This window comes from Streptomyces sp. NPDC058663 (genome assembly GCF_042716745.1).
Lineage (GTDB): Bacteria > Actinomycetota > Actinomycetes > Streptomycetales > Streptomycetaceae > Streptomyces.
The window spans coordinates 71,228-95,705 of sequence record NZ_JBHXRV010000010.1; the positions used below are offsets into that span (position 1 = coordinate 71,228).

At 73.5% G+C, this 24,478-nt stretch carries 26 protein-coding genes, 1 pseudogene and 1 riboswitch; of the genes and pseudogenes, 14 read left to right on the top strand and 13 right to left on the bottom strand.

All coding sequences use genetic code 11. From position 1 onward, the window contains the following. Positions 1-46: 46 nt before the first annotated feature. Positions 47-586: a DUF6194 family protein gene (locus tag ACFWVV_RS09710; protein WP_384348272.1), complete on the bottom strand. Its 540-nt coding sequence runs from the start codon at positions 584-586 to the stop codon at positions 47-49. Between the two features lie 72 nt (positions 587-658). On the opposite strand from ACFWVV_RS09710, the gene ACFWVV_RS09715 reads away from it, so the two are divergent. Next, positions 659-1,393 (top strand): MerR family transcriptional regulator, encoded by a 735-nt coding sequence (locus ACFWVV_RS09715; RefSeq protein WP_384348269.1) that lies wholly within the window; start codon positions 659-661, stop codon positions 1,391-1,393. On the opposite strand, the gene ACFWVV_RS09720 is transcribed toward ACFWVV_RS09715, so the two are convergent. Beyond that, a complete protein-coding gene (locus ACFWVV_RS09720) occupies positions 1,359-2,531 on the bottom strand; it encodes an alpha/beta hydrolase fold domain-containing protein (RefSeq protein ID WP_384348267.1) in 1,173 nt (390 codons plus the stop codon). The two genes, ACFWVV_RS09715 and ACFWVV_RS09720, sit on opposite strands and share 35 nt — an antisense overlap. Continuing rightward, positions 2,528-3,106, bottom strand: a complete 579-nt coding sequence (locus tag ACFWVV_RS09725; RefSeq protein ID WP_384348264.1) for a quercetin 2,3-dioxygenase — start codon at positions 3,104-3,106, stop codon at positions 2,528-2,530. The genes ACFWVV_RS09720 and ACFWVV_RS09725 overlap by 4 nt, the downstream gene beginning before the upstream one ends. A 263-nt stretch (positions 3,107-3,369) precedes the next feature. On the opposite strand from ACFWVV_RS09725, the gene ACFWVV_RS09730 reads away from it, so the two are divergent. Then, complete coding sequence (locus ACFWVV_RS09730) at positions 3,370-3,813, top strand: MarR family winged helix-turn-helix transcriptional regulator (RefSeq protein ID WP_384348262.1); 444 nt, start codon at positions 3,370-3,372, stop codon at positions 3,811-3,813. Positions 3,814-3,902: 89 nt separating this feature from the next. Here ACFWVV_RS09730 and ACFWVV_RS09735 read toward each other — a convergent pair whose 3' ends face one another. Continuing rightward, entirely contained in the window at positions 3,903-4,463 is a 561-nt protein-coding gene (locus ACFWVV_RS09735; RefSeq protein WP_384348259.1) for a hypothetical protein, read from the bottom strand. A gap of 37 nt (positions 4,464-4,500) precedes the next feature. Continuing rightward, a complete protein-coding gene (locus ACFWVV_RS09740; protein ID WP_384348256.1) occupies positions 4,501-5,034 on the bottom strand; it encodes a GNAT family N-acetyltransferase in 534 nt (177 codons plus the stop codon). Between the two features lie 104 nt (positions 5,035-5,138). Between ACFWVV_RS09740 and ACFWVV_RS09745 the strand changes: the two genes are divergently transcribed. From ACFWVV_RS09745 to ACFWVV_RS09780, 8 genes are all read left to right on the top strand, one after another. Further along, on the top strand, positions 5,139-5,540 hold the full coding sequence (locus ACFWVV_RS09745) for a MerR family transcriptional regulator (protein WP_384348253.1): 402 nt from the start codon (positions 5,139-5,141) through the stop codon (positions 5,538-5,540). Positions 5,541-5,593: 53 nt separating this feature from the next. Next, the gene (trxA, locus tag ACFWVV_RS09750) at positions 5,594-5,935 is read left to right on the top strand and encodes a thioredoxin (protein ID WP_384348251.1); all 342 of its coding nucleotides are present in this window, start codon (positions 5,594-5,596) and stop codon (positions 5,933-5,935) included. 251 nt (positions 5,936-6,186) lie between these two features. Further along, a complete protein-coding gene (locus ACFWVV_RS09755) occupies positions 6,187-6,759 on the top strand; it encodes a transcriptional regulator (RefSeq protein WP_384348248.1) in 573 nt (190 codons plus the stop codon). Between the two features lie 323 nt (positions 6,760-7,082). Beyond that, the gene (locus ACFWVV_RS09760; protein WP_384348245.1) at positions 7,083-8,090 is read left to right on the top strand and encodes a RimK family alpha-L-glutamate ligase; all 1,008 of its coding nucleotides are present in this window, start codon (positions 7,083-7,085) and stop codon (positions 8,088-8,090) included. Continuing rightward, positions 8,087-8,971: a RimK family alpha-L-glutamate ligase gene (locus ACFWVV_RS09765; RefSeq protein ID WP_384348243.1), complete on the top strand. Its 885-nt coding sequence runs from the start codon at positions 8,087-8,089 to the stop codon at positions 8,969-8,971. Before ACFWVV_RS09760 ends, ACFWVV_RS09765 begins: the two co-directional genes overlap by 4 nt. A 204-nt stretch (positions 8,972-9,175) precedes the next feature. Then, positions 9,176-10,096: an ABC transporter ATP-binding protein gene (locus tag ACFWVV_RS09770; protein WP_384348240.1), complete on the top strand. Its 921-nt coding sequence runs from the start codon at positions 9,176-9,178 to the stop codon at positions 10,094-10,096. Then, a complete protein-coding gene (locus ACFWVV_RS09775) occupies positions 10,093-12,669 on the top strand; it encodes an FtsX-like permease family protein (protein WP_384348237.1) in 2,577 nt (858 codons plus the stop codon). The genes ACFWVV_RS09770 and ACFWVV_RS09775 overlap by 4 nt, the downstream gene beginning before the upstream one ends. Before the next feature lie 304 nt (positions 12,670-12,973). Continuing rightward, positions 12,974-13,444: an SRPBCC family protein gene (locus ACFWVV_RS09780; protein ID WP_384348234.1), complete on the top strand. Its 471-nt coding sequence runs from the start codon at positions 12,974-12,976 to the stop codon at positions 13,442-13,444. 69 nt (positions 13,445-13,513) lie between these two features. Here the strand turns inward: ACFWVV_RS09780 and ACFWVV_RS09785 are convergent, their stop codons facing one another. The 4 genes and pseudogenes from ACFWVV_RS09785 to ACFWVV_RS09800 all read right to left on the bottom strand — a co-directional run bounded on the left by ACFWVV_RS09785 (position 13,514) and on the right by ACFWVV_RS09800 (position 17,366). Next, positions 13,514-14,125 carry a DUF2867 domain-containing protein gene (locus ACFWVV_RS09785; RefSeq protein WP_384348232.1) on the bottom strand — a complete coding sequence of 204 codons (612 nt, stop codon included), beginning with the start codon at positions 14,123-14,125 and terminating at the stop codon, positions 13,514-13,516. A gap of 124 nt (positions 14,126-14,249) precedes the next feature. After that, the gene (locus ACFWVV_RS09790; RefSeq protein ID WP_384348230.1) at positions 14,250-15,284 is read right to left on the bottom strand and encodes an ABC transporter substrate-binding protein; all 1,035 of its coding nucleotides are present in this window, start codon (positions 15,282-15,284) and stop codon (positions 14,250-14,252) included. 220 nt (positions 15,285-15,504) lie between these two features. Further along, a pseudogene (locus tag ACFWVV_RS09795) lies at positions 15,505-16,260 on the bottom strand (ABC transporter ATP-binding protein); the annotation flags it as partial. Further along, positions 16,260-17,366: a FecCD family ABC transporter permease gene (locus tag ACFWVV_RS09800; RefSeq protein ID WP_384348227.1), complete on the bottom strand. Its 1,107-nt coding sequence runs from the start codon at positions 17,364-17,366 to the stop codon at positions 16,260-16,262. The pseudogene ACFWVV_RS09795 and the gene ACFWVV_RS09800, both read right to left, overlap by 1 nt. A gap of 129 nt (positions 17,367-17,495) precedes the next feature. Further along, positions 17,496-17,573, bottom strand: a riboswitch (cobalamin riboswitch). A gap of 145 nt (positions 17,574-17,718) precedes the next feature. Between ACFWVV_RS09800 and sigJ the strand changes: the two genes are divergently transcribed. Continuing rightward, positions 17,719-18,687: an RNA polymerase sigma factor SigJ gene (gene sigJ / locus ACFWVV_RS09805; RefSeq protein WP_384348224.1), complete on the top strand. Its 969-nt coding sequence runs from the start codon at positions 17,719-17,721 to the stop codon at positions 18,685-18,687. 54 nt (positions 18,688-18,741) lie between these two features. Next, entirely contained in the window at positions 18,742-19,944 is a 1,203-nt protein-coding gene (locus ACFWVV_RS09810) for an NAD(P)/FAD-dependent oxidoreductase (protein WP_384348222.1), read from the top strand. Here the strand turns inward: ACFWVV_RS09810 and thpR are convergent. The 4 genes from thpR to ACFWVV_RS09830 form a co-directional block, all read right to left on the bottom strand. After that, positions 19,910-20,575 (bottom strand): RNA 2',3'-cyclic phosphodiesterase, encoded by a 666-nt coding sequence (gene thpR / locus ACFWVV_RS09815; protein WP_384348219.1) that lies wholly within the window; start codon positions 20,573-20,575, stop codon positions 19,910-19,912. The genes ACFWVV_RS09810 and thpR overlap by 35 nt on opposite strands. 58 nt (positions 20,576-20,633) lie before the next feature. Continuing rightward, a complete protein-coding gene (locus tag ACFWVV_RS09820) occupies positions 20,634-21,071 on the bottom strand; it encodes a DUF4440 domain-containing protein (protein WP_384348216.1) in 438 nt (145 codons plus the stop codon). A gap of 39 nt (positions 21,072-21,110) precedes the next feature. After that, positions 21,111-22,667, bottom strand: coding sequence for an FAD-dependent oxidoreductase (locus ACFWVV_RS09825; protein ID WP_384348213.1), 1,557 nt, complete (start codon positions 22,665-22,667; stop codon positions 21,111-21,113). 74 nt (positions 22,668-22,741) lie between these two features. Beyond that, positions 22,742-23,233, bottom strand: coding sequence for a hypothetical protein (locus ACFWVV_RS09830; protein WP_384348210.1), 492 nt, complete (start codon positions 23,231-23,233; stop codon positions 22,742-22,744). A 96-nt stretch (positions 23,234-23,329) separates the two neighbouring features. On the opposite strand from ACFWVV_RS09830, the gene ACFWVV_RS09835 reads away from it, so the two are divergent. Further along, the gene (locus ACFWVV_RS09835; protein WP_384348207.1) at positions 23,330-23,674 is read left to right on the top strand and encodes a PadR family transcriptional regulator; all 345 of its coding nucleotides are present in this window, start codon (positions 23,330-23,332) and stop codon (positions 23,672-23,674) included. Further along, positions 23,671-24,417: a hypothetical protein gene (locus tag ACFWVV_RS09840; protein WP_384348204.1), complete on the top strand. Its 747-nt coding sequence runs from the start codon at positions 23,671-23,673 to the stop codon at positions 24,415-24,417. Before ACFWVV_RS09835 ends, ACFWVV_RS09840 begins: the two co-directional genes overlap by 4 nt. The last annotated feature ends 61 nt before the right edge of the window (positions 24,418-24,478 follow it).

The window sequence follows — 24,478 nt, forward strand, 5'->3', positions numbered from 1 at the left end:
CGGGTCGGGCGGCTTCCGCCGCCCGGCCGCGTACGGCGCCCCGCCGTCAGTCCGCCCCGGGCAACCGCTCCGGCCCGTGCCGTCGTACGAACCGGGCCCGGGCGGCCTCGTGGGCGTCGCGCAACAGCTGCACCACCAGGCCGGACGTGTTCCCGGCGGGATTGACGACCGCGATCCAGCCGGCCGTGCCGTACACCGGGTGCGGCATCACGCGGTCGGCGGCAGCGTGGTCCAGGGGCCGGCCGCGCGGCTGCTCGAGGGCGCGCGGGTCCTCCCCGGTCAGCTCCCGGAACGTGGCCGTGCCGACCTGGATGTTCAGCCGCCAGCGCCCCGGCGGATCGAGGTCACAGGCGTCGTCGCCGGGGTAGTTCTTGGTCACGACCGTGGCGTACGGCTGGACGTTCCGCGGCATCACGCCGTCGGGGGCGTAGTAGAAGAACGCGTCCCCCCACACGAGCTCGGGGAAGTCACCGCCCGCCACCGCGTCGACCACAAGTGCCCCGTCGAAACCCCGTACCGTCGCGAGGATCTGCTCCTTCTCCATGCCCTCGTCCGCTCCTCTGCCCATATTCTTGTGCGTGCTCATGGTTCAAGCATGGGCTTGAAGTGCTTGTGTGGGGTGGGAGCGAGAGGCGAGCCGGTGGGTGAGGAGCGACGCGTGACCCTCAGGACCGTCGACGTCGCCGGACAGTCCGGCTACTCGGTGCAGCAGGTGCGCGACTTGGAACGGCTGGGAGTCATCCCGCCCGCCACCCGTGCGAGCAACGGCTACCGGGCCTACACCTCTCTCCATGTGCGGGCCCTGCACGCCTACCGGGGCCTCGCGGAAGCCACAGGCCCCGTCGCCGCGCGCCGACTCCTCACCGAGCTGCGGACCAAACCCCTCGACGAGGCGGCCGCCGCGGTCAACGAGGTCCATGTACGGCTCGCGCGCGAACGGGACGAGGCACTGCGCGCTCAGCGTGCCCTCCGTGCGATCCGGGCCGAAGCCCACATCCGTACGTCCGCAGGCGAGCAGGACCCTCCCGACGACACGATGACCATCACGGAGCTCGCCACCGCACTCGGCGTACGCAGCTCCACCCTGCGCTTCTGGGAGCAGGAGGGATTGATCGTCCCCGAGCGGGTGACCTCGCTCGGGGCACGCCGCTACCCGCCTCCCGCGATCGACGCGGCCCGCATCGTCGCCGCGCTCCGCGGTGCCGGCCACGGCATCCCCGCCGTACGCGAGGTCATGGACTCGCTGCGGAGCCTCGAAGGGCCGCGGGAGGCCGAACAGCTCCTGCGGCACCGGCTGGAGCAGATCGCCACCCGGTCCGTGGCACTGCTCAGGGCCGGCGCCGACCTGGCCGCCGTCGTCACCGGGACGGCAGGTCCAGGGCGTCCCGGGTGAAGCGCAGAGAGAGGGCGAAGAGCTCCCGGAACGCGCTGTCGGCCAGTCCGTACCAGCCGTGGTCGGCGTCCGGGACCAGGTGCAGTTCGGCCCTGGCGCCGCAGTCCGCCAGTGCGGCGGCGAGAGCCTCGCTGTGGGTGCACGGCACCATCGAGTCCTCCGCGCCGTGCATCAGGAGGAAGGGCGGGGCGTGCGGGTGCGCGTGGGTGACCGGGCTCGCGGCGCCGGCCGACTCGGGGACGGAGGCCGGGGGCGCGCCCAGCAGAAGGGCCTCGGGCGTGGTCGGGTCGTCCGGGGCGGAGGTGCCCGCAGCTGCGGTCAGGTCGCTCGGCCCGTACCAGATGACGGCGCCGGAGAGCGGCGGAGGAGAGGGGTCGGCGTCCGGCTCGCGGCGGAGGTCAGGGCGGGGGAGGGGGCCCGCGTCGCTCCGGGGTTCTGGATCCGTGGCACGGCTTGTGAGCGGGGTGTCGAGGGTGAGTGCCCGGCCCGTGGGTGCGGTGTCGTGGGTGAGTGCCCGGCCCGTGTGCGCGGTGTCGTGGGTGAGCGCACGGCCCGTGGGTGCGGTGTCGTGGGTGAGTGCCCGGCCCGTGTGCGCGGTGTCGTGGGTGAGCGCACGGCCCGTGTGCGCGGTGTCGTGGGTGAGCGCCAGGAGGGAGGCCAGGTGGCCGCCCGCGGACTCGCCCCACACCACCGTCCTCGCGGCGTCGATGCCCAGTTCGTCCGCGCGCAGTGCCAGCCAGCGGCGGGCGGCCCGCAGGTCGTCGAGCGGTGCGGGGAAGTGGGCCTCGCCGCTGAGCCGGTAGTCGACGGCCGCCACCGCGCATCCCGCGGCGGCGATACGGGCGAGGGGGCCGGGGTTCCAGTCCCGGGTCGCCAGCCCCATGTCGTCACGCCGCCCGCGCCGCCAGGCGCCGCCGTGCACATACAGGACGAGCGGTGCGGGGCCGGGACCGGCCGGCAGCCACAGGTCCAGTTCGAGGGGGCGGCTGCCTTCGACCTCGGCGTACGGGACGCCGCGCAGGTTCCGCACCACGGTGTGCGGACCGGCGCTCACCAGGGCCGCGGGCGGCAGCGGGGCGCGGTCGGGGTGCGGCGCGCGGAGCCGCAGCGGGAGCGGGAGGGGCGGAGGCTGGGTCATCGGCGGGTCCGCCATTCGTGGTCCGGCAGGAAGCTGACGTCGAACTGCCGTGGCACCGTGCCGAACTTGTGCGGCTCGGGGACGACCGGCACCGGCGGCAGGCCGAGTTCCTCCGACGGCGCGCCGAGGGTCTCGAAGAACCGCTCGAAGGTCGGGCCCCCGCCTGCACCGGCGCCCGGACCCGCGGCGACCCCGACGATCTGGGTGTGGTGGCGCTCCATGCGGTACGAGTGCGTGCAGTTCTTGGGTACGAAGCCGAAGTCGCCCGCGGTGAGCAGTTTCTCCTGCTGCTCGCCCTGGAGGTCCTCGACGAACAGCCGGGCCGCACCCTGGGTGACGTAGAAGACCTCGTGGGTGTCGGCGTGCACATGGGCGGGGATGATGTCGCCCCGGGGGCCCTCGACGGTGAAGAAGTTGAAGGTGTTCTCGGTCTGCTCGCCGCCCGCGTACACGGTGATCAGGTCGCCGAAGAGGTGGGCGCGGTCGCCCTCGCCCTTCTCGATGAAGTACGGCTTCGTGGGGTCGGCGGGTATGCGGGAGGTGCGGCGGTAGCGGGTGGCGTACTCGATCGTCATACGGCCTCCGTGAGGTCGGGCGGGCGGGGTTCCACGGACTCGAATGTCAGGCAGCCTGACATAATGTCCGTCGGCGGGCAACTCGCCGGAGCGACCCCGTCCCCTTGTTGGCCCGCACTGCCTATTGACCCGCACCGCCCGGACCACCCGCCACGCCCGCACCACCCGGACCACGCGCCAAGCCCGCACCACCCGGACCACGCGCCACGCCCGCACCGCCCGGGCCACGCGCCACGCCCACTCCGCCCTCCCGTGAGGATCACATGGACCCCACCCGCCGCCCCTTCCCCCAACTGCTCGGCGAGGCCGCACGGTGGTTCGAGGAGGCGATGTTCGCGGCACTGGAGGCTGCGGGGGAGGAGCCGGTCACACCGCCGCAGGCACAGCTCTTCGCCGTACTGGGCGACGAGGGCACCACCGTCTCCGAGGCGGCCCGCCGGATGGGCGTCACCCGCCAGACCGTCCACCAGGCGGTGCACGGCCTGGTCGCGGCCGGCATGCTCGAACAGGTCCCGCACCCCACCTCCGCCCGCCAACGCCTGATCCGCCGCACCGCGGAGGGTGAACGGGTGCACCGGCGGGCCGGGTTGATCCTGGAGGCCCTGGAGGGCCGGCTGGCCGAACGCATCGGCGCCGACACGGTCGCCGCCCTGCGCGCCGCGCTGGAAAAACCGTGGGGAGCACCCCCGGGCGTGGACCCGACGTAGGGCCGGGGTCGGGGGGCTTTCCCGGTACAGCGCCGCGCCGTTGTACCTGTGGTGCCAGGCCCTGCGGCAGGGTACCTGTGGTGCCGGGCCTACGGCCGGTCTCCCGTCGTCCCCTCCGGCAGGGAGTCCGCCAGGTACGCCTCCAGGTCCGGTGCCTGCGGCGTCAGGACGTGGCGGGTCCAGGCGTCGCGTTCGTGGAGCAGCGGCGGCAGCTCCCAGACGCAGCCGATCAGGTTCAGGCCGTTCAGGGGGAGGTCGGCCTGGAGGTGGAAGCGGGTGGGGTCCGCGTCGGGGCAGCCCAGGGCCGGCTGACCCGCCACCGCCCCGGCGAAGTGCAGCGCGTTGTCCCAGACCCAGCTGTAGGCGTTGAGGTACGCCCCGCTGTCGCCCCCCTTGTGCAGGACGACGAAGGTGGCGGGCGGCGTTCCGTCGGCGTCGGTCAGCCGGTCGGGGAGCAGCGCGGGAAGGATGTCGTACGCCGCCCTCTCGATGTCCGGCGCGATGCCGGCCGGGTCCGCGCTCACGTGGTAGCGCTTGATGCGGCGTCCCGCCAGCTCGATCGGCGGCGGAGTCCACAGCAGCTTCTCCCGGAACGGTGACGTGGGGGAGGAGGGGGTGGAAGCGGGGGCGGAGGCGGTGTGGGAAGGCATGCCCCGGAGAGTAGGGGCGCTCCACTGACGCCTTGTGTCAGTGGAGGGGTTCCCGCAGTTCCCGCTCGAAGCACAGCGACCGGTCCAGGCCCTCGTACGCCCCGAAGTTGGGGATCGGCCGGTAGCCGGAGCGGGTGTAGAAGCGGACCGCGTCGGGCTGGGAGAGGCCCGTCTCCAGGCGCAGGTGGGTCCAGCCCCGGCCGCGGGCCCACTCCTCCAGGGCGGTCAGGAGCAGTGGGGCGACTCCGGAGCCGCGCCGGTCGGGGGCGACGTACATCCGCTTGAGTTCGCCGGTCCCGTCGCCCAGGTCGCGCAGTCCCGCGCAGCCCACGGGGGCACCGCGGGACGGCCCGACGTCGGGCTCGCGGGCCTCGCGCGCCAGGACGAACACCGCGATGTCCTTTGCCGAGGGCGGCGTACCGGGCTCGCTGTCCGGCCTCCCGTACCGTTCGGCGATCTCGGCGCGCTGGAGGTCCCGCAGCAGGCGGGCGTCGGGGGCGTCCCAGGGCACTTCCTCGATGCTGAGGCGCCGGGACAGGGGGTTTCGTACGGGTATGCGAACGGGCTCCATGGGGGCGGATTCTGCCCGGCGCTTGTTTCCGCCAGGTGAACGTGCCCGGGAGCGGGCACAGGTGTGTTGCCTTGACGCCCGGGTCAACGTTTAGCGTCGTCCTCATGCGCATCGGCGAACTGGCGGAACGGGCCGGGGTCAGCACCAGGACCCTGCGTTACTACGAGTCCCGGGGGCTGCTGCCCGCCGGACGCGCGGTCAACGGCTACCGCGTGTACGGCGACGACGACCTGCGGCTGGTGGAGCAGATCCGCACGCTGCAGGACGTCGGGTTCGGGCTCGAGGAGACCCGGCCCTTCGTGGAGTGCCTTCAGGCGGGGCACCCGGCGGGGGACTCCTGTCCCGCCTCGCTCGACGTCTACCGGCGCAAGCTGGCCGAACTCGACGTACTGATCGGCGAGTTGACGGCGGTGCGCGACCAGGTGGGTGCGCAGCTGGTACGGGCCGAGGCGGAACTGCCGGACGGGCCCGCACCGCTGTGCGAGCTCGGCCGGAGCAATGGGTGACACCGGAGCAATGGGTGACACCGGACCAATGGATGACATGTGAGGGGACGAGGATGTTCAAGGCCGCAGGGGTGGACGAGGTCACGGACGCGAATTTCGCGGACGAGGTACTGAGGGCGGACCGCACGGTACTGGTGGAGTTCGGGGCCGACTGGTGCGGTCCTTGCCGGCAGCTCGCGCCGGTACTGAGCGCGGTCGCGGCGCAGGAGCGGGACCGGCTCAAGGTCGTACAGCTCGACGTGGACACCAGCCCCGGCACGGCCGCCGCGTACGGCGTGCTGTCCGCACCGACGCTGATGGTCTTCCGCGACGGCGAACCGGTGAAGTCAATGGTGGGCACCAGGCCCAAGCGACGGCTGCTCCAGGAGCTTCAGGAGCTCGACGAGGTGCGGTAGACGTACGCCAACCCGGGGGCGGGGGAGTGCCGCGGGGCCGGGGGGTGGCGCGTGGGGTGCGCGGGGTCGTAGGGGCCGGAGTGGGGCGGCGTACGCTGTGGCTTCCACAGGGGCCGCGGGTACGGCGGCTACGGTCGTACCCGGTAAGCACGGTCGTGCCGCGGTAGCTACGGTCGTACCGCGGTACGGCGGGTACCGCGGGCCCCATCGGTCACAGCGACGCAGCGCACTGCGGCGGGGAGGAGGCGTACATGCCGGAGAAGAACATCGAGTTCGGGAAGTTCGGCGCCCGGGGCATCAAGGGCGCGGAAGCCGTCGCCCGCCAGCTCGACGCGCTCGCGGGCGGCATCGCCACGCCGGTCACGGTCAAGCGAGGGCTGATGGCGCGGCTCCACTACCTCACCCGTACCCCGCACGCCCGGCGGGCTGCCCGCGACGCGGGGCTCACCGTCACCGACCGGACCCTGAAGGCCTGGCTGGACGGCAAGCGCCGCCCCACCGCCGCCAACCTCGACCGCATCGAGGCCGCCTACCGCGCCGTCCGCCGGCAGAACGTCGCCAAGCACCTCCTCAAGCGGCTGTACCGCGAGGGCCGCGGCACCCGCGTGGAGATCCACCCCCTCAACCAGTCCGGCGTCGACCAGCGGCTGTCGCGCGTCATCGAGCACCGTTCGCTCAACGTCCGCCGCTGGGAACGCATCGTCGACGCCTGGGCGGTCGCCGACGGGCCGGGACTGGACGCGGCCTGGGACGACACGATCGTCGACCTCGGCTCGCAGTGGGGCCAGTACGAGTACGTCACCAACGTCGGCTTCGCCGCGTAGCGCGCGCGAGCGGCCACCGGGCAGCCGTGGTGGCACGCCAGGTGGGCGCTCCCGCCCGGCCCCACCCCGGGCCCCGGGCCCGGGAGTCGGGTGCTCCCGGGGCCCCGGCCTCCACGGCCACGTGCCCGCCTGCGCGGACTGGATCCGCGAGGCCGTCCCGCGCGACTCCTGGTCCGGCCACCCGGGAGCGGCATGCGCGGGGCACCCGTACCCGGCAGCCGCCGACGACCCCGCGCATGCCATCCTGGGAGGTCACGGCACGCCGGACAACCAGGGGATCGGCGGGACGTCCGGGCACGAGGTGCGGGGTGCGGGGAACAACCATGAGGCTCTGCTTTCTGGTGGAGGAGCGCTACCGGAACGACGGCATGCCCCTCGAAGTGATCCGCCAACTGACCGCCTGGGGACACCGGGTCGACATCCTGCGCCCGGGCGGCTCGCTCCTGCCCCTGACGGGAACCATGGCGGAGTCCGTGACCGGGGCCGTGGCGGGGAGCCCGGCCGGTGCGTCGGCCGGAAGAACACCCGCACGTCCCGCAGGGCCCCTCGCCGCAGCCCTGCGGGCCGGTGAGTACGACGCCTGGATCCTCAAGACGGTCTCCGGCGGTCCCGGCCTGACCCTCCTCGAAGCCGCCGCCGAGGCCGGCGCGACCACCGTCAACGACGCCCGGGCGATACGGCGCGTGCGCGACAAGGCCCTGGCCGCCTCGATCGCCGCCCAGCACGGCCTCCCCGTGCCGCCCACCTATGCGGCCGCCGCCCCCGGACTCCTCGCGGAGATACCCGAGTCGGCGTATCCCATGGTCGTCAAACCCGCCGACGGCAGTGCGGGCCGCGCCGTCCGCCTCGTCACCTCGCCCGGCGAACTGGCCCGGCTGCGCCCGCTCCTGGCCGGGGAGGGCATGCTCATCGCCCAGTCCTACGTGGCCAATTCCGGCACCGACCTGAAGGTGTACAGCGTCGGGGGCCGGCTCTACGCCACCGAGCGGCGCTCCCCGCTGCACCCCGAGCATCCCGTCCCCGAACGCCGGGTGCCGCTGCCCGCCGAGATCGCCGCACTGGTGGAGCGGATCGGGGCGGTGTACGGGCTGGACCTGTACGGGGTCGACGTACTGCTCGGCCCGGACGGACCCGTCGTCGTGGACGTGAACGACTTCCCGAGCTTCCGTCAGGTGCCGGACGCGGCGGCGCGGGTGGCGCGGGCGGTGCTGGGACTGGCGCGCGGCGGCTCCGCGAAGGTGGCCCCCGTGCGCACCCTGCCGCTGCCCCCTTCCCCCCTGATCCCCTCCCCGACGGCCCAGGTGGCCGTCGTCGCGGGCGAGAGCGCATGAGGATCGCGCTGATCACGCCCGACCCGGGGCACCCCCTGCTGGCCGCGACGGCCGGGCTGCTGACGCCGGAGCACGAGGTCGTGTCGATCGACCCGGCGTCGGTGGCGGACGACGACCCGGCGTCGGTGGCGGAAGACGGCCGGGCGTCGGTGCCGGAAGACGGCCCGGCGGCGGCGAACGGCTTCCCCGGCCGGCCGCTCGCGGACGTCTACCTCCTCAAGTCCCGTACGCCGCAGGCCCTGGCGCTCGCCCACCGGCTGGAGCGGCGGGGCGCACGCGTGGTCAACGGTGCCGCCGCGACCGCCCTGCTCCAGGACCGTACGACAATGGCGGAACGGGCCCTGCGGGCCGGGCTCCCCTTCGCCCCCACCCGTACGTACCCCTCACTGACCGCACTGGCCGCCGGGCCACCGCTCCGGGGCCCCGTCGTGGTCAAGAGCCGCCGCAGTGCCAAGGGCGACCTGGTGGCCCGCGTCGAGAGCCTCGTACAGCTGCGCGAGCTGGCGGCCACCCGTGACGACGCGCACGCCCCCGTGGTCGTGCAGGACTTCGCGCCGAACGACGGCTGGGACCACAAGACCTGGGCGATCGAGGACCACCTCTTCGCCGCCCTGCGCCGCTCGGAACTGTCCGAGGGCGGCGGACACGGCCCGGCGCAATTCCGTCCCGACGGCCAACTCCCGACCAGTTGGGTGGAGTTGGTGCGAAAGGCGGGTGAGGTCTTCGGTCTGGAGGTCTACGGGGTCGACTTCGTGGCCGTCCAGGGCTCCGAGGGCGCGGCCACCCCGCTGATCGTCGACATCAACGCCTTCCCCGGCATCCGCGACCAGCCGGGCGCCCCGGAGGCCCTGGCCGCGCTGGTGCTGCGCGGCCGAGGCTGACCTGCCGTCCTGCGCGGCCGAGGCTGACCTGCCGTCCCGCCCTTCGCCCACCCTCGCGTGACCTGCCCCCCTTCCGCCGGGGGGCTAGCACCACCTCACGGAGCGTGGTTGGCCCCATGGTCCACAAGGCCGCCGATTCCTACCGTTGGAGGTGTTCGCGGAAGCAGCGAATGCACCAGCAGCAGCAGTCGAAAGAGGATCGTCATGGCCTTGCGTCGAGACCGCACGCACACCGAGACGCGCACGCGGCGCCCCAGGAGCGAGGCCGCGGCGCACCGGGCGGCACACCCGGCGGAGCACCCGCACCCGGCGGGTCCCTACCAGGACCCCTACCTCCACCAGGCAGCCGCCCCCGCCGCGCCCGCCCCCGCCATCGAACTCCGCTCCGTCACCCGCAGTTACGGGCGCGGCGCCGGTGCCGTCCAGGCCCTGCGCGGTATGGACCTGGTCCTGCCGCGCGGCGGCTTCACCGCCGTGATGGGCCCCTCCGGTTCCGGCAAGAGTACCTTCCTCCAGTGCGCGGCCGGGCTCGACCGGCCCACCTCCGGCGACGTACTGCTCGGCGGCGAGTCGATCACCCGTCTCCGTGAGGACCGGCTGACCGAGCTGCGCCGCACCCGGATCGGTTTCGTCTTCCAGTCCTTCAACCTGCTCCCCTCCCTCACCGTCGCGCAGAACGTCCTGCTGCCGCAGCGGCTCGCCGGTGTCCGCCAGGACCACCGCCGCGCCCAGGAGCTGCTGACGGAGGTCGGCCTGCCCGAGCACGGCGACCGCCGCCCCGGCCAGCTCTCCGGCGGCCAGCAGCAGCGCGTCGCCATCGCCCGCGCGCTGATCACGGGCCCCGAGGTGGTGTTCGCCGACGAGCCGACCGGCGCGCTCGACACCCGGACCGCCCAGGAGGTGCTCGGACTGCTGCGCCGTGCCGTCGACGCGATGGGCGCGACCGTCGTCATGGTCACCCACGACCCGGTGGCCGCCTCGCACGCCGACCGGGTCCTGTTCCTGGCCGACGGCACGCTCGCGGGCGAACTGCACCGCCCCGACCCGCAGTCGGTGGCGGCGCGCATGGCAGACCTGACCGCCGCCCCCTTCGCGGTGCGCCAGTACGCCGGGAGCGCCGCGTGAGCAACGGACTCGCACGGGCGGCCGTCCGTTTCCGCCCCGCCTCCTTCGTGGGCAGCTTCGTCGCGCTGCTCCTGGGCGCCGCCGTCATCTCGGCGTGCGGCGCCCTCCTCCAGACCGGCATCCTCGCCAAGGTCACCCCCCAGCGGTACGCCCACGCACCGGTGGTCGTCGCAGCCGAGCCGTACACCTCGATCACCGTCAACCGGGGCGAGGACCAGGAGACCATTTCCGCGCCGCTGCCCGAACGCGCCCGCGTCGACACGGCGCTGGCCGCGCGGATCGCCGCAGCCCCGGGCGTCGCCTCGGTCGTCCCGGACCTGTCGTTCCCGGTACGGTACGACGTCCCGGCACGGCACGCGGCCACGGCGGGGGCCCCGCTGACCGCCGGCAGCGCGTCCGCCGCGAGCCCCCTCACCGCGGGCCGTACGCCCGCCCCGGGCGAGGTCGTCCTCTCCGCACAGGCCGCCCGCACGGCCAAGGTGAAGATCGGCGACCGCATCGCCCTCACCACGCCGGGCGGCACCCGTACCTACCGTGTCGCCGGTCTCGCCGCCGCCTCTCCGCTCGGTACGGGCGTGTGGTTCGAGGCCGCCGAGGCCGGCCGGCTGTCCGGACACCCGGGCAGGGCCGACGCCCTTCTGGTGATGCCCGGGAAGGGCGTCGGCACTCAGGCGCTCGCCGCCGGGGTGAAGCAGGCCGTCGACGGGCAGGCCGCGAGCCGGGCCCGGGGCGGGGACCACTCCCCGCCGCAGGTCCTCACCGGTGACGACCGCGGGATGGCCGAACTGCCCGCGCTGGCTGCCGGGAAGACGTACCTCATCGGGCTCGGCGGTTCCTTCGGCGGCATCGCCGCCATGACGGCGGTCTTCGTCGTCATGGGCACGATCGCCCTGGCCGTCGCCCAGCGGGCCCGCGAGTTCGCCCTGCTCAGGGCGATCGGAGCGACCCCGAAGCAGATCCGCCGCACCATCGCCACCGAGGCGATGATGCTCGCCCCGGCCGCCGGACTCCTGGGCGCGGTACCCGGGTACGCCCTCGCGAAGTGGTGGTTCGGCGAACTCGTCGAACGGGGCGCGGTGCCGCCCGCCGTCACCCTCGCCACCGGAGTGCTGCCGGTCGTCGCTGCCGTCGTCCTGAGTACCCTGTCCGCCCTCGGCGCCGGGCGGATGGCCGCCCGCCGCCCCGCGAAGCTCCGCCCGGGACAGGCCCTCGGCGAGGCCTCGCTGACGCCGCCGGGGCCCGGCAAGGTCCGGATCGGCTTCGGCATCGCCTTCTGCGCGGGCGGCGTATCGCTGGCCACGCTGGCCTCGCAGCTGGGCGGCGATGCCGCCGCGACCACCGCGCTCGGTGTCGTCATGTGCTTCCTGGCCGGTGTCGCCCTGCTCGGCCCGCTGATCGCCGGCGCCGCCACCCGCGTCCTCGGTATCCCGCTGCGCGCAGCCGGCGCCCCGGGTTCGCTCGCGGCGGACAACTCCCTGGCCAACGCGCGCAGGCTGGCGTCCGCGATCACCCCGCTCGTCATGGTGATCGCCTTCTGCGGCACGCTCGTCTTCATGCAGAGCACCATCCGGGAGGCCTCCGCCCGCAACGTCGCCTCCGCCGTCACCGCCGACCACGTCCTGACCCCCGGCCACCCGGCGGACCCCGGCCTCCCGGACGGCACGGCCGCCCGAGCGGCCGGACTTCCCGGGGTGCGCAGCGCCACCGGAATCCTCCGTACGGGCACGGTCTACGAGACCATGGACGACCTCGCCACGGCCACCACCCTCGGCATCTCCGGCAACCCCGCCCACCTCGACCGGGTACTCGACCTCGGTGTGCGCACCGGGTCCCTCGCAGCCCTGGGCGCAGGCCGCGACACCGTCGCCCTGGACACCGCTCTCGCGGGCAACCTCGGTGTGAAGACCGGCGACCGGGTCCCGCTCCGCCTCGGCGACGGCACCCACGTCACGCCGGAACTGGTCGCGACCTACACCCGCGGCCTCGGCGTCGGCCAGGTCCTGATGCCGCGTGCCGCCCTCGCCGCGCACGTCACCGCCCCGTACGACACCCAGGTCCTGATCGACACCGCCCCGGGCTCCGAACCGGCAGCCCTGGCACGCGAGTTGAAGCGCCTCGCTCCCACCGCGCACGTCACCGACGCCGCCGGGTACGGCGTCCAGGCCGACCTCGCCCAGGAGCTCGGCGCCTGGGCCAACACCGTGATGGCCGCGGTGCTCGGCGGATTCGCCGCGATCTCCGCGGCGAACACCCTGGTGATGACCGTCCTCGACCGCCGCCGCGAAGTCGGCCTGCTGCGCCTCTCCGGCACCACCCGCCGCCAGGTCAGGCTGATGATGCGCGGCGAGGCCCTCCTGGTCGCCGCCGCCGGACTGCTGCTGGGCGCCGCGATCGCCTGGACGACGCTGCTGCCGATCGCCCGCGGCACCACGGGCGCGGGCCCGCACGTCCCGCTGACGATCGCCGCCCCGCTGGCCCTCGGTGCCGTACTCCTGACCCTGTGCGCCACGGGCCTGCCGACCCGCGCACTCCTGCGGGTACGCCCGCTGGAGGCGAGCGCGGGCAAGCAGTAGACGGCCGGGCCGCCGGTGCGCGCGGACGCGCGCGTGAGGGGTCAGGGTGCACAGAGGGGGCGAGGCCGACAACGGCCCGCCCCCTTCTCTCTGCACATCCCGGCCCGCTGGACCCCTACCGTGTGAAGTGCCTCTGCCGCACGCCCCGTTGACCGGTGCCGCTCCGCGACGGGCGTCCCCGGGAAGTGACGCACGTCTCCCCTCCCGTTGTCACGGATGCGCGAGCCGTGCGGTCAACAGATCACCAGGGCGCGGCAACCGGCCGGCTACCGCGCCGCGCAGACCGAGGGAGAGGACCACGACCATGGAGACCCTGACCGTCCGACGCGTCATCGCCGCACCGATCGCCGAGGTGTTCGACTGGTGCGCGGTCAGCGCGCACTACGTCCGCTCGCCCTTCGTCCTCAGGGCCCGGCTGGCCAGGCCGGGCGCGGAAGCGCCGTACGGGGTCGGTGCCGTACGGCTGCACACCTGGACCATCGGGTGGTTCCGCGAGCGGATCACCGCGTACCGACCGCCGTACCGCTTCGACTACACCGTCGAGCGGAGCTTCCCGCCGGCCAGGCACGAGCTGGGCCGCCTGACCTTCGCCGAGGTCGAGGGCGGCACCGAGGTCACCTGGACCACGACCTTCGAAGTCGGCGTCCCTCTCGTCGGCGCGCGACTCACACGTGTCTTCGCCGAGCCCCTCGTCGGCCGCGCCTTCGCGAGCATCCTTGACGCGGGCGACCGCGCGCTCACCGCGGACCGCCCGGCGACGGGGCGAAACCGGTAGGCGCCCGGGGGGCCAGGGGCTGTGTCCCTACGCGCGTGCCCCTGTGCACGTGTCCAACGCGCCGTGCCCCTACGCCCCCGCGGTCTTCCGCGCGGCCGCGCCCCGCGCCCACTCCCGCCCGATGCCGCGGATGAAGGACGAGTACACCCCCAGGTACCGGAAGGGCTTGATGCCCAGCATGTACACCTCGCCGAGCAGCCCGTTCGGTTTGACCAGCACCGCCATCTGGCCGCGGTGGCCGCCCCTGCCGTCCGGGACCCAGCCCAGGTGGAGCAGGCCGTGCACCGTGGAGTTGCCGAACTCGGCGACCCATTCGTCGTGGGTCTGGAAGACGGAGAGGAACGGCACGGACGGCAGGTCGTTACCGCGCGGGCCCTCGCACAGGTCCGCCGGAAGCCGTTCCCGCAGTGAGGTCACCCGGCCGCCGATCCCGGCCTCGGGCTTGTCCCAGCCGAACAGCCTGCCCAGCTTCCAGCGGAGCGCGAAGAGCAGTCGCGGAACGAGGTCCTCCTCGTGCGGCCCGCGACCGGGGGTCCCTCCCGTGAACTGGTCCACCAGCAGGGCGAAGTCGTCGGGGCCGCCCGGAGTGGGCAGCGCCCAGACGTCCTCCAGACGGAAGTCGCCGGCGATCCCGTGGATCCGCCAGGGACGTGAAGTGTGCGCCGAGCGGGGGAGTTTCATGCCCGGACCCCTCTCTGTACGTTGCCGTACAACGGAAGCTAGCACCGGTTGTACGGCACCGTACAGATGGCTCACGGCACGGCGTGACGTGAGGTGGGACACGTGGGCCGCCCCGCAACCGCCCCTACTCCGTACCGGACTTGGTCAGCTTCTTCAGGTCCTCCGCGAGCGAGGCGACGGCCGCCGGGTTGCGCGGGCTCTCCACCAGCTCCGCGTAGTCGAGGACGACGATCCGGTCGTATCTGACGGCCGAGACGCCCGCCAGCGGCGGGTACGACTTCAGGAACTTCCGCTTCTGCTCGGCGCTCGTGTCGCCGTAGTCGTTGATCACGATCACCTCGGGATCGCGGGCCACGACGGTCTCCCAGCCCACCGTCACCCAGCTGTCCTTGAGGTCCTTCATGACGTGGTCGCCGCCCGCCCTGGTGATGATGTCGTGCGGTCCGGCGTACGCGCCCGAGGTGAACGGCTTGTCCTCGCCGCCGTCGTAGAGGAAGACACGCGGCCGGTCCTTGCCCTTGAGTGCCCCGGCCTCCGCGTCCGCGACCTGCTTCCTGAACTTCGTCACGAGGGCCTCGGCCCGGTCCTCGACGTGGAAGATCTTCCCCAGGTTCCGCAGGTCGGTGTAGAGCGCCTCCAGCGGGGGCATGACACCGCGCGCCTTGCCGCGCCCGTTGCGGCACGACTCGCTCAGCAGATAGGAGTCGACGCCGACCGCGGCGAGGGCGGCCGGGGTGAAGCCCTCGCCCTCGTTGAAGCCGTAGTTCCAGCCCGCGAACACCAGATCGGCGCGGGCGTCCAGGACCAGCTCCTTGTTGATCGTCTTCTTGGACAGCCACTTGGTCTGCTGGTAGCCGTCCTTCCAGGGGACGGACGTGAGGTCGCCCTTGTCCTCGGGCATCACGAAGCCGGCCATGCGGTCGGCGAGCCCGAGCGCGAACATGATCTCGGTGATGCCGACGTCATTGGTCACCACCCGCTGCGGGGCCTTGTCGAACTTCTTGGGCTGCCCACAGTTCTGGACGGTCACGGGGTAAGGGCCCTTGGCGGCGGCCTTGTCCTCGGCCGGCCGGGTGACTTCGGCGCCGCACCCCGTGAGGAACAGGGACGCGGCGGCGAGGGTGAGTGCGGCGGGGCGCACGAGGGGGTGGCGGCGCATGAGACGCGACGGCTCCTTGGGTGAGTGGCGGTTACGGAAGGGGAGTTACGGAGGTGGTGGGTGCGTCCGCGGGGGTCGCGGACTCCAGCGGAAGAGCCCCCGAGCGAGAGGCCCCCGAGGGTGAGGCCCCCGAGCGAGAGGCCCCCGAGGGTGAGGCCCCCGAGCGAGAGGTCTCCGAGGGTGCGGCCCCCGGAGGAGAGGCCCCCGGACCCGCCAGCCGGTCGAAGAGCAGCTGCACCGCCCCCGTCTCCGGATGCGGCACCCGGTGCGCCCGTACGCCGAAGACCTCCGCGAGCAGCTGCGGCGTCAGCACCTCGTGCGGAGCCCCCTCGGCGACGATCCGCCCGGCCGCGACGACGTACAGCAGATCGCAGTGCAGCGCCGCCAGGTTGAGGTCGTGCAGGGCGGTGAGGACCGTCAGTCCGCTGTCCCTGACCAGTGCCAGCACCTCCAGCTGCTGCGCGATGTCGAGGTGGTTGGTGGGCTCGTCCAGCACCAGCACCTTCGGCTGCTGCGCGAGCGCCCTGGCGATCAGCACCCGCTGCTTCTCACCGCCGGAGAGGGTGAGGAAGCCGCGGTCCGCGAGGTGCCGGGCCCCCACCCGGGCCAGCGCGTCCGCGCACACCCGCAGATCCTCCCCGGTGGCCCGCGCCACCGACCGCTGGTGCGGCATGCGCCCCATCGCCACCACCTCGGCCACCGTGAAGTCGAACTCGGTGACGGCCTCCTGCGGCAGCGCGGCCAGCCGCCGGGCACCCTCGCGCGCGCTCAGCCCCGACAGGTCGTCACCGTCGATCCTGACCGTCCCCGCCGACGGACGCAGGGCCCGGTACACACACCTCAACAGGGTCGACTTACCACTGCCGTTGGGCCCGACGAGCCCGACGACCTGCCCGCTGCCGGCCCGCAGCGTGATGTCCTCCAGCAGCCGCGCCCCGCCGGCCGCAACCTCAAGACCTTCGACATCGACCCTCATCACACGCCCCCGAACGTGTAGGAACGGCGCCGCATCAGCAGCACGAAACACGGCACGCCCACAGCCGCGGTCAGTACGCCCAGCGGCAGTTCGACCGGGGCGAGCACCACCCGCGACAGCACGTCCACCCAGATCAGCAGCACGGCACCGGCGAGCGGGGCGACGGCCAGCAGTTTGCGGTGGTCCGCGCCGACCAGCATCCGCACCGCGTGCGGCACCATCAGCCCGACGAAGCCGATGGCCCCGCTGACCGCGACCACGGCCCCCGTCACGGCCGCCGACACCAGGAACAGCTCCCGGCGCAGCCGCTCCGGATCCACACCCAGCGCCGCTGCCGTCTCGTCGCCCATGGCGAGGGCATTCAGCCGGCGCGCCGACCAGCCGAGGTGCACAAGACCGCCGAGCACGGCGCCCGCCGCGATCGGCACCGAGGCCCAGGTGGCCCCGCCGAGGCTGCCGAGCAGCCACATCATCGCGGAACGCGCCGCCTCGCCCCGCTCCGCCGCGAACACCATGAAGGTGGTGACGGCCGAGAACCCGTAGTACATCGCCGTCCCGGTCAGCACCAGCCGCAGCGGGGTCAGCCCGCGCGGCGTCCGCGCGACCGCGTACACCAGCACCATCGACAGCAGCGCGGACACGAACGCCGCCCCGGTCAGCGCCCACACCCCGAGCGCCCCGAACGCCCCGAAGATCAGCACCGCGTTGGCCCCGACCGCGGCCCCCGAGGAGATGCCCAGGACGAAGGGGTCGGCCAGCGCGTTGCGCACCATCGCCTGCACCGCGACCCCGATGGCCGAGAGCCCGGCCCCGACCACGGCCGCCAGCACGGCGCGCGGGAACCGCAGTTCCCAGACGATCGTGTACGCGGGCACCTGCTCGGGCGTGATGCTCCCGCCGCTCAGCCCCGCCCACAGATGGCGCAGCACCTCGCCCCAGGAGAGCCCCGAAGCGCCGATCCCGGCCCCGCAGACGAGCGAGACCAGCAGCCCCACGCCCAGCACGCCGATCAGCAGCGGCACCGGCACCCGCCGGGTGTGCGGGGGCGGTCCGGACGGTGGCGCGGGTTCGGGCAGGGGCACGGATTCGCGTACCAGGGACGGCATGGCCACGGGCGGTACCGCTTTCGCCTCGGGCCGTGTACGTACGCAACCCAAGGGGCGGCCCGGACGCCGGGCGCCGGTCCAGCACCTCATCGCAGTCCACGGCGAATCGACAGGAGCCTTCACCGCCACGGGTGATCGGGCTTGCGCAGCCACCTCGGCTGCGCCTTACCGTTGCGGGTCAGCGCCGGACTTCGACCGGACTTCCCCCGTGGGGTGCCTGCAGCTTAACGGGTGGTCCCAAGGCCGCCGGACCCGCCGTGGGCCGGTGCGCACCCGTCGGTCGGGCGGGCACCCACCGGTCCGGTGCGCACCCACCGGTCCGGCGGGCGCCCCGGCCTGGCATGCTGCCGGTATGACCACGGGGGAAGCGGATGCTGTCGCGGAGTTCGCATCGCACCGGTCGCGGCTCTTCTCGCTCGCGTACCGCATGCTCGGTTCGGCGAGCGAGGCCGAGGACCTCGTGCAGGACACCTATCTGCGCTGGAGTGCGGCCGACACTTCGGAGATCCGGACGCCGGCCGCCTGGCTGACCAGGGTCATGACGAACCTCTGCATCAACCACCTCACCTCCGCCCGCGTACGGCGCGAACAGTACGTCGGGCCGTGGCTTCCCGAGCCGGTGCTCACCGGGGCGGGCGCTCTCGCCGGGGCCACCGGGGCCGCCGGGCTCGGCCCGCTGGAGACCGCCGAGCAGCGCGAGTCGGTGACCTTCGCCCTGCTCACCCTGATGGAACGGCTCACTCCGGCCGAACGTGCGGTGTTCGTCCTGCGGGAGGCGTTCGGGCACAGCCACCGGGAGATCGCGGACGCGGTCGGTGTCGATGAGGCCCACTCGCGGCAGCTGCTGCGCCGGGCGCAGCAGCAACTGGGCAACCCCCGGAGGCACTTCGAGGTCGACGAGAAGCTGCGGAGGAAGCTGGTCGAGCGGTTCTTCGCGGCAACGGTGCAAGGGGACCTGGCCGGTCTGGAGGCACTGCTCGCGGACGACGTGGTCGCCTGGGCCGACGGTGGCGGCACGGTCTCCGCGGCGCGCAGGCCCGTCACCGGGCGGGACAAGGTGCTCCGCTATCTGGTGGGCCTGGCGGGCTGGCTCGAAGCGCCGGAGTTCCACTACGCGTTCGGCGAGGTGAACGGGGAGGTGGCGGTGATGGTCCACGTGAGTGCTGCGGCTGCCGGTGAGGGAAGCGCGGTGGGCGACGGGGAAGGGGAGCGGGTGCTGTTCGCCGTCGTCGTACCGGAGTTCCGGGACGGGCTCGTCAGCGGGGTGCGGACCGTCCTCAGCCCCGCCAAGCTGGCCTTCGCCGCAGGTCAGATGGTGTGATGCGGGTCACGGCCGCGGGTGTCACGAAAGGGCGGGCTGTCCGGTTCAGGGGGCATGACACATCACCTCGTGGTTCTCGGAGCCGGTTACGCGGGCATGATCGCCGCCAAGGGAGCGGCGCGCAGACTGCGCCGTGCCGACGTGCGCGTCACGCTGGTCAATGCCGCCGAACACTTCGTCGAGCGGGTACGGGTGCACCAGCTCGCGGCGGGCGGGCAGCTGGCGGAACTCCCCCTGGCAGGGCTCCTGGCCGGTACGGGCATCGAACTGGTCGTCGGCCGGGTGACCGCCATCGACGCGGATGCCCGGACGGTACGGGTGGACACGGGCGGGCGTACGGTACGCGTGGACACCGGCGCGCGTACGGGGTGCGCCGACACCGGTGCCCTGGCCGCGCCGCACGCCGCCGCCGACGGCACCCGCGCCACCCACCGCACCCTCACCTACGACACCCTCGTCTACGCCCTGGGCAGTGCGGCCGACCGGGACACCGTGCCCGGGGTTGCCGCGTACGCCCTCTCGGTGGCCACCTACCAGGACGCGGTGCGGCTGCGGGAACGTACCGCAGAAGGACACGGGACGGTGGCCGTCGCCGGGGGAGGGGCGACCGGTCTGGAAGTGGCCACCGAACTGGCCGAGAGCCGTCCGGGGCTGAAGGTGCGGCTGGTCACCGACGGCGAGATCGGCACCGCACTCTCCGAGCGGGCCCGCCGCCACCTGCGCCGTGCGCTGCACCGGCACGGCGTCGAACTCCGGGAGCACAGCCGGGTGTCGGAGGTGTCCGAGCACGGACTTGTCCTCGCTGACGGGAGCACACTCGCGGCCGACGCGGTCGTCTGGACGACCGGGTTCAGGGTGCCGGAATTGGCACGGGACGCAGGGCTGAAGGTCGACGCGCGTGGCCTCGTGGTGGTCGACCGGATGCTGCGGTCCGTCTCCCACCCGGAGGTCTTCGCCGCGGGCGACGCGGCCGCCGCGTACGGGCCGGGCGGCATGCCCTCCCGGCTGTCGTGCCAGACCGCGCTGCCGATGGGCCTGTGCGTCGCGCGCAACGTCGCCGCCTCGGTCACCGGGGGCACCGCCAGGCCGCTGCGGCTGCGTTACGTGGGGCAGAACATCGGTCTCGGCCGCCACGACGGGCTCACCCAGGTCACCCGCTTCGACGACAGCCCGCGCGAGGTCGTCCTGACCGGCCGGGTGGCCGCCCTGCTGAAGGAGGCGGTCACGAGGGCCACTGTGCTGGCGGTGCGCCGCTGACGTCCTCGCCGCCGGGGGCGGGCGGGGTCTGGCTGCCGGGGGTGGCCGGGTCCCGGCCCTCGAAGGGCCAGGACGCGATGTCGCGGTAGTGGATCGGTCCGGGGCCGCGCCCGATGTTGCTGCCGACCAGATGCAGGCGCGCGGCCCGCCACCGGCGGCCGGTGAAGTCCGCGAGGCCCTCCGCCGCCTCCCGCACGGAAGCCGGGTCGTCCCTGCGGGCGCGGGCCAGTGTCAGATGCGGGCGCAACGGCCTGCCCTCGAACGGCACCCCGCACTCCTTGACCAGTGCACGTACCTCCGCCGCCAGCAGGTGCAGCCCGGTCAGATCGCCGTCGATCCCGCTCCACAGCACCCGCTCGTCGAAGTGCCCGCCGCCCCGCAGGCCCAGTTCCAGGGGCCGGCGGGCCGCCGCGAGGTCCGCGAGGGGCGCGCGCAGCGGAGGTACGGAGCCGGCGGGAAGTTCGCCGAGGAAGGCCAGGGTGAGGTGCCAGTCCTCGATCCGGTTCCACCGCATGCGGGGGTACGCGTCGTAGGCCGGGCGCAGTGCGCGGGCCAGCTCGTCCTTGGCTTCGTCCGGCGGGGCGAGGGCGACGAAGACGCGGACGGTCGGGGACGGGTTCTGTGCGTTCACAGGGCTCTTCGTACCGTACGCGGCAGGCACGGGGGCGGCCGGGCCCCTCGGGCTCCCGTCAGCTCGTGGGCGTCGCCTGGTGGAAGTACATCCGCCAGCCCGTCCCCGTCAGCCGCCACACCGAGCTGCGCCACGCCCTGCGCCCGCCGTCGTCGTCGGAGAAGTAGGTCAGGTGGACGACCCCGGGTGCGAGCACCGTGCCCGCCATCGCGCTCACCTCGACCGGGGAGGCCGCGCCCACCGGTCCCGCACCGGTCACCGTCAGGATCGTCGTCGCGTCCCAGCGCCGCCCCGACGCACCGAACTCCACGAACTCCGGGTCCAGCAGCTCCGAGACGCGGGCGGCCGAGGCCCGCACCTCGGGGTCCAGCAGCCGCAGCTCGGCCGCGACGGCTTCCCGCACGGCAGGATCGACCGCTTCCGCGATGTCCGCCGGGCCCGCGATGTCCGACGTCTCGGCCGGGCCCGACGTCTCCGCCGTGTCTCCGCTCGTCATGGGCGCACTCCACGGCGTACCCGGGACCCTCCCGCGAGGCTATTTCTCCGGCAGTTCCCGCCGCTCCAGCGGCCGGGTCGCCGGGCCCTGGAGGACTTCGCCGTCGGTGGAGAACCGGGAGCCGTGGCACGGGCATTCCCACGCCGTCTCCGCGGAGTTGAAGGAGACCAGGCAGCCGAGGTGGGTGCAACGGGCCGACACCGCGTGCGCCGTGCCCGCCGGGTCGCGGTAGACGGCACAGCGGCTGCCGTTCACCCGGACCACCGCGCCGTCGCCCGGTGCGATCTCCTCGGGCGAGTCGACGTGCGTGGTCGCGATCCGGTCGCCCACGAAGTGCTTCGCCACCTCGGCCTGCTGCTTCAGCAGGGCGGGCGCCTCACGGACCGTGCTCCACAGCCTGCGCGGGTCGTACAGCCTGGTCCACGGCGGCTCCTCCCCCTCGATCAGCCGGGTGATCAGCTGGCCCGCGAGTACGCCGCTGGTCATGCCCCAGCCGCCGAAACCGGTGGCGACATAGGTGTGTTTGGCCCCCGGGTGGTAGCGGCCGATCATCGGGACGGTGTCGCTGACGGAGTTGTCCTGTGCCGCCCACCGGTAGGCGGTCTCGCCGACCTCGAACCGCTCGCGCATCCACGCGTCGAGCCGTACGAAACCGGCCGCCGCGTCCCCTTCCCCGGGGGTGAAGCCCTCCCCGGTGACGATCAGCAGGCGCTGCCCGTCGCCGTACGGCGCGGTGCGCACGGACCGCTTCCCGTCGTCCTGGGTCAGATACATGCCGGCCGGGTCCTGTGCGGCGGCCAGCGGTGCGGCGACCACGAGCTCCCGGCTCGGGGAGAGCTTGGCGAAGAGCAGGGCCCGGTCGAAGACGGGGTAGTGGGTGGCGACGACGACGTCCTTCGCGGTGACGGTGTGCCCGGACTCGCAGGTCACCCGGCACGGGGTGCCCTCGTGCAACCCGGTCACCCGGGTGCGCTCGTGGATCACCCCGCCGCGCGCCACCAGTTCCCCCGCCAGTGCGAGCAGATAGCTCCGCGGGTGGAACTGGGCCTGCCCCTCCACCCGTACCGCACCCGCCACGTCGAAGGGCAGGCCGCTCTCCTCGACGTACTCGGCCTCAAGACCCGCCTCGCGGGCCGCCGCGGCCTCCGCCCTGAGCGCAGCCCGGTTCTCGGGGCGGGTGGTGTAGGTGTAGGCGGGCCGGCGCTCCCAGGAGCAGTCGATGCCCAGGACGGCGGAGACGGCGGCGATGTGCTCGACGGCGCCCTGCTGCGAGCGGGCGTAGAGGCGGGCGGCCTCCGGGCCCCTGGTGCTGATCAGCCGGTCGTACACCAGCCCGTGCAGGGCGGAGACCTTCGCGGTGGTGTGGCCGGTGACCCCGGCGGCGATCCGGTCGGCCTCCAGGACGACGACGCTGCGTCCGGTCCGGGACAGCTCCCGGGCGGTGCTGAGCCCGGCGATGCCGCCGCCCACCACGACCACGTCCGCCTCGATGTCGTCGGTCAGGGGCGGATAGGAGGTGCCGGGGGTGGAGTCCATCCAGTACGACTCGTCGCGGCCGGGCAGCGGCCCGGAATGTGGTGCGGTGTTGGGGGTCATGAGGGGCGTGTTCCACGCTCGCGCCGAAGGAATCCCACCATTGGGGTGGGAGTCCGCGCGACAGCCCCACTGTGTCAGGCGCTCGTCGTCGAGCCGGGGCGGACGATCATCAGGACCACGACGACCGCCCAGAGCACGTTGAAGATCCCGGTGAGCATGTGGAGGCGGGCCGTCGTCCTTTTCAACTCGCCCTCGGAGAAAGGAGTGTCACCGCCACCGCCACCCGCACCCGCACCGCTCATCGCGAGCATGCGCTGCTGGTACGGGAGGATCCACAGCCCGAGCAGCGCCGCCGCCAGGATCGTCAGGATCAGCGAGACGACCAGCCACGCGTCCCTGAGGACTCCGAGCGCGGCACCGGTCGCGATGCCGAAGGCCGGTACGGCGAGACCGGCGATCGCGTACCCCCGGCAGATCTTGTGCAGGGTCGTGGCGATGCCCACGGCCTGGCCGCGCTCCGTCACCGCCTGCTTGGCGAAGCGCGGGAACATCGAGGCCGCCACGGCGATCGACCCGACCGCCAGGATCGCGACGAGTACGTGCACGGACAGCAGGAACTTGGTCATCGGGGCCACGCCTCCAGGCGACGATCACGAACGCTTACATATGTTGGCTGCCAATAGGTAGCACAGCAATGGTTCGCTTGGGTAGGCTGCCTACTCATGAAGACGGATGCGGTGCGCGGCCACCTGGACGGAATCCTGCTGGCCGTACTGGAACAGGGCCCCCTGCACGGGTACGCGATCATCGCGGCCGTGCAGCAGCGCAGCGAAGGCGCACTCGAACTGCGCACCGGCACCATCTACCCGGCGCTGCAACGCCTGGAGCGGCTGGGCCTGCTGGCAAGCACCTGGGACTCGGTGGGCGAACGGCGCCGCCGGTGCTACGAGTTGACCGACGCGGGGCAACGCAGCCTGGCCGAGGCACGGTCCGCCTGGCAGGAGTTCACGCATGCGATCGGCTCCGTACTGAATCCCTCGACGGCCGCGAACGGACTGACCGCATGAGCACGGGTACGGGTACGGGTACGGGTATGGGCCCGGAGGTGGGTCCGGATCCTGGCACGGGCACAGGCGCGGATCCGGGGGCGGCCCGCCCGTCGGCCCCCGCCCTCATCGAGGAGTACGTCGACACCCTCGCCGGGGCCCTGCACGGCCCCGCCCGCGTCAAGGGCCGCCTGCTCGAAGAGGTCCGGCACGGCCTCACCGACACCGCGGCCGCCCACGCGGAGGAGGGCGTCCCCCTGGAGTGCGCCACCGAACTGGCCGTGCGCGACTTCGGCGCACCGCACCGGCTCGCCCCCGCATTCCAGTACGAACTGACCCTCGCCCAGGCCCGCCACACCGCCCGCGCGGCGGCCCTCGCGGTGCCCTTCGCGGCCCTGTGCTGGCTGCTGGTGCGCGCCGCGGGCCAGGACATGTGGCAACTCCCTTTCCTGTCCCACGTGCTGACGATGACTCTGATCGGCCTCGCCGCCGTCACCGCCGCACTCACCGCCGCCTCTCTGGCCGCCACGGGGCCGCTCGCCCGCCGCCTTCCCATCCCGGAACTGCTGCCCCGCGCGGTCGCCTGGATGGGTACGGCGTCCAGCGTCTCGATGGCGGTCGCCGCGCTCCTCCTCGCCGTGGTGGCCCTGGTCGTCACGCACTGGCCGCTGGCGGTCGCGGCGGGCGCGCTCGCCGCCGTCTCCCACGCGGTGGTGGCGGCGTCGGCCCGCAACTGCCGCCGCTGCGCGCGGGTGGCCGCGTAGTGCAGAGCGAGGCGTACGACTGGCCCGAGGAGGCCGCCGCTGCGGGCGGGTGGCCGCGTAG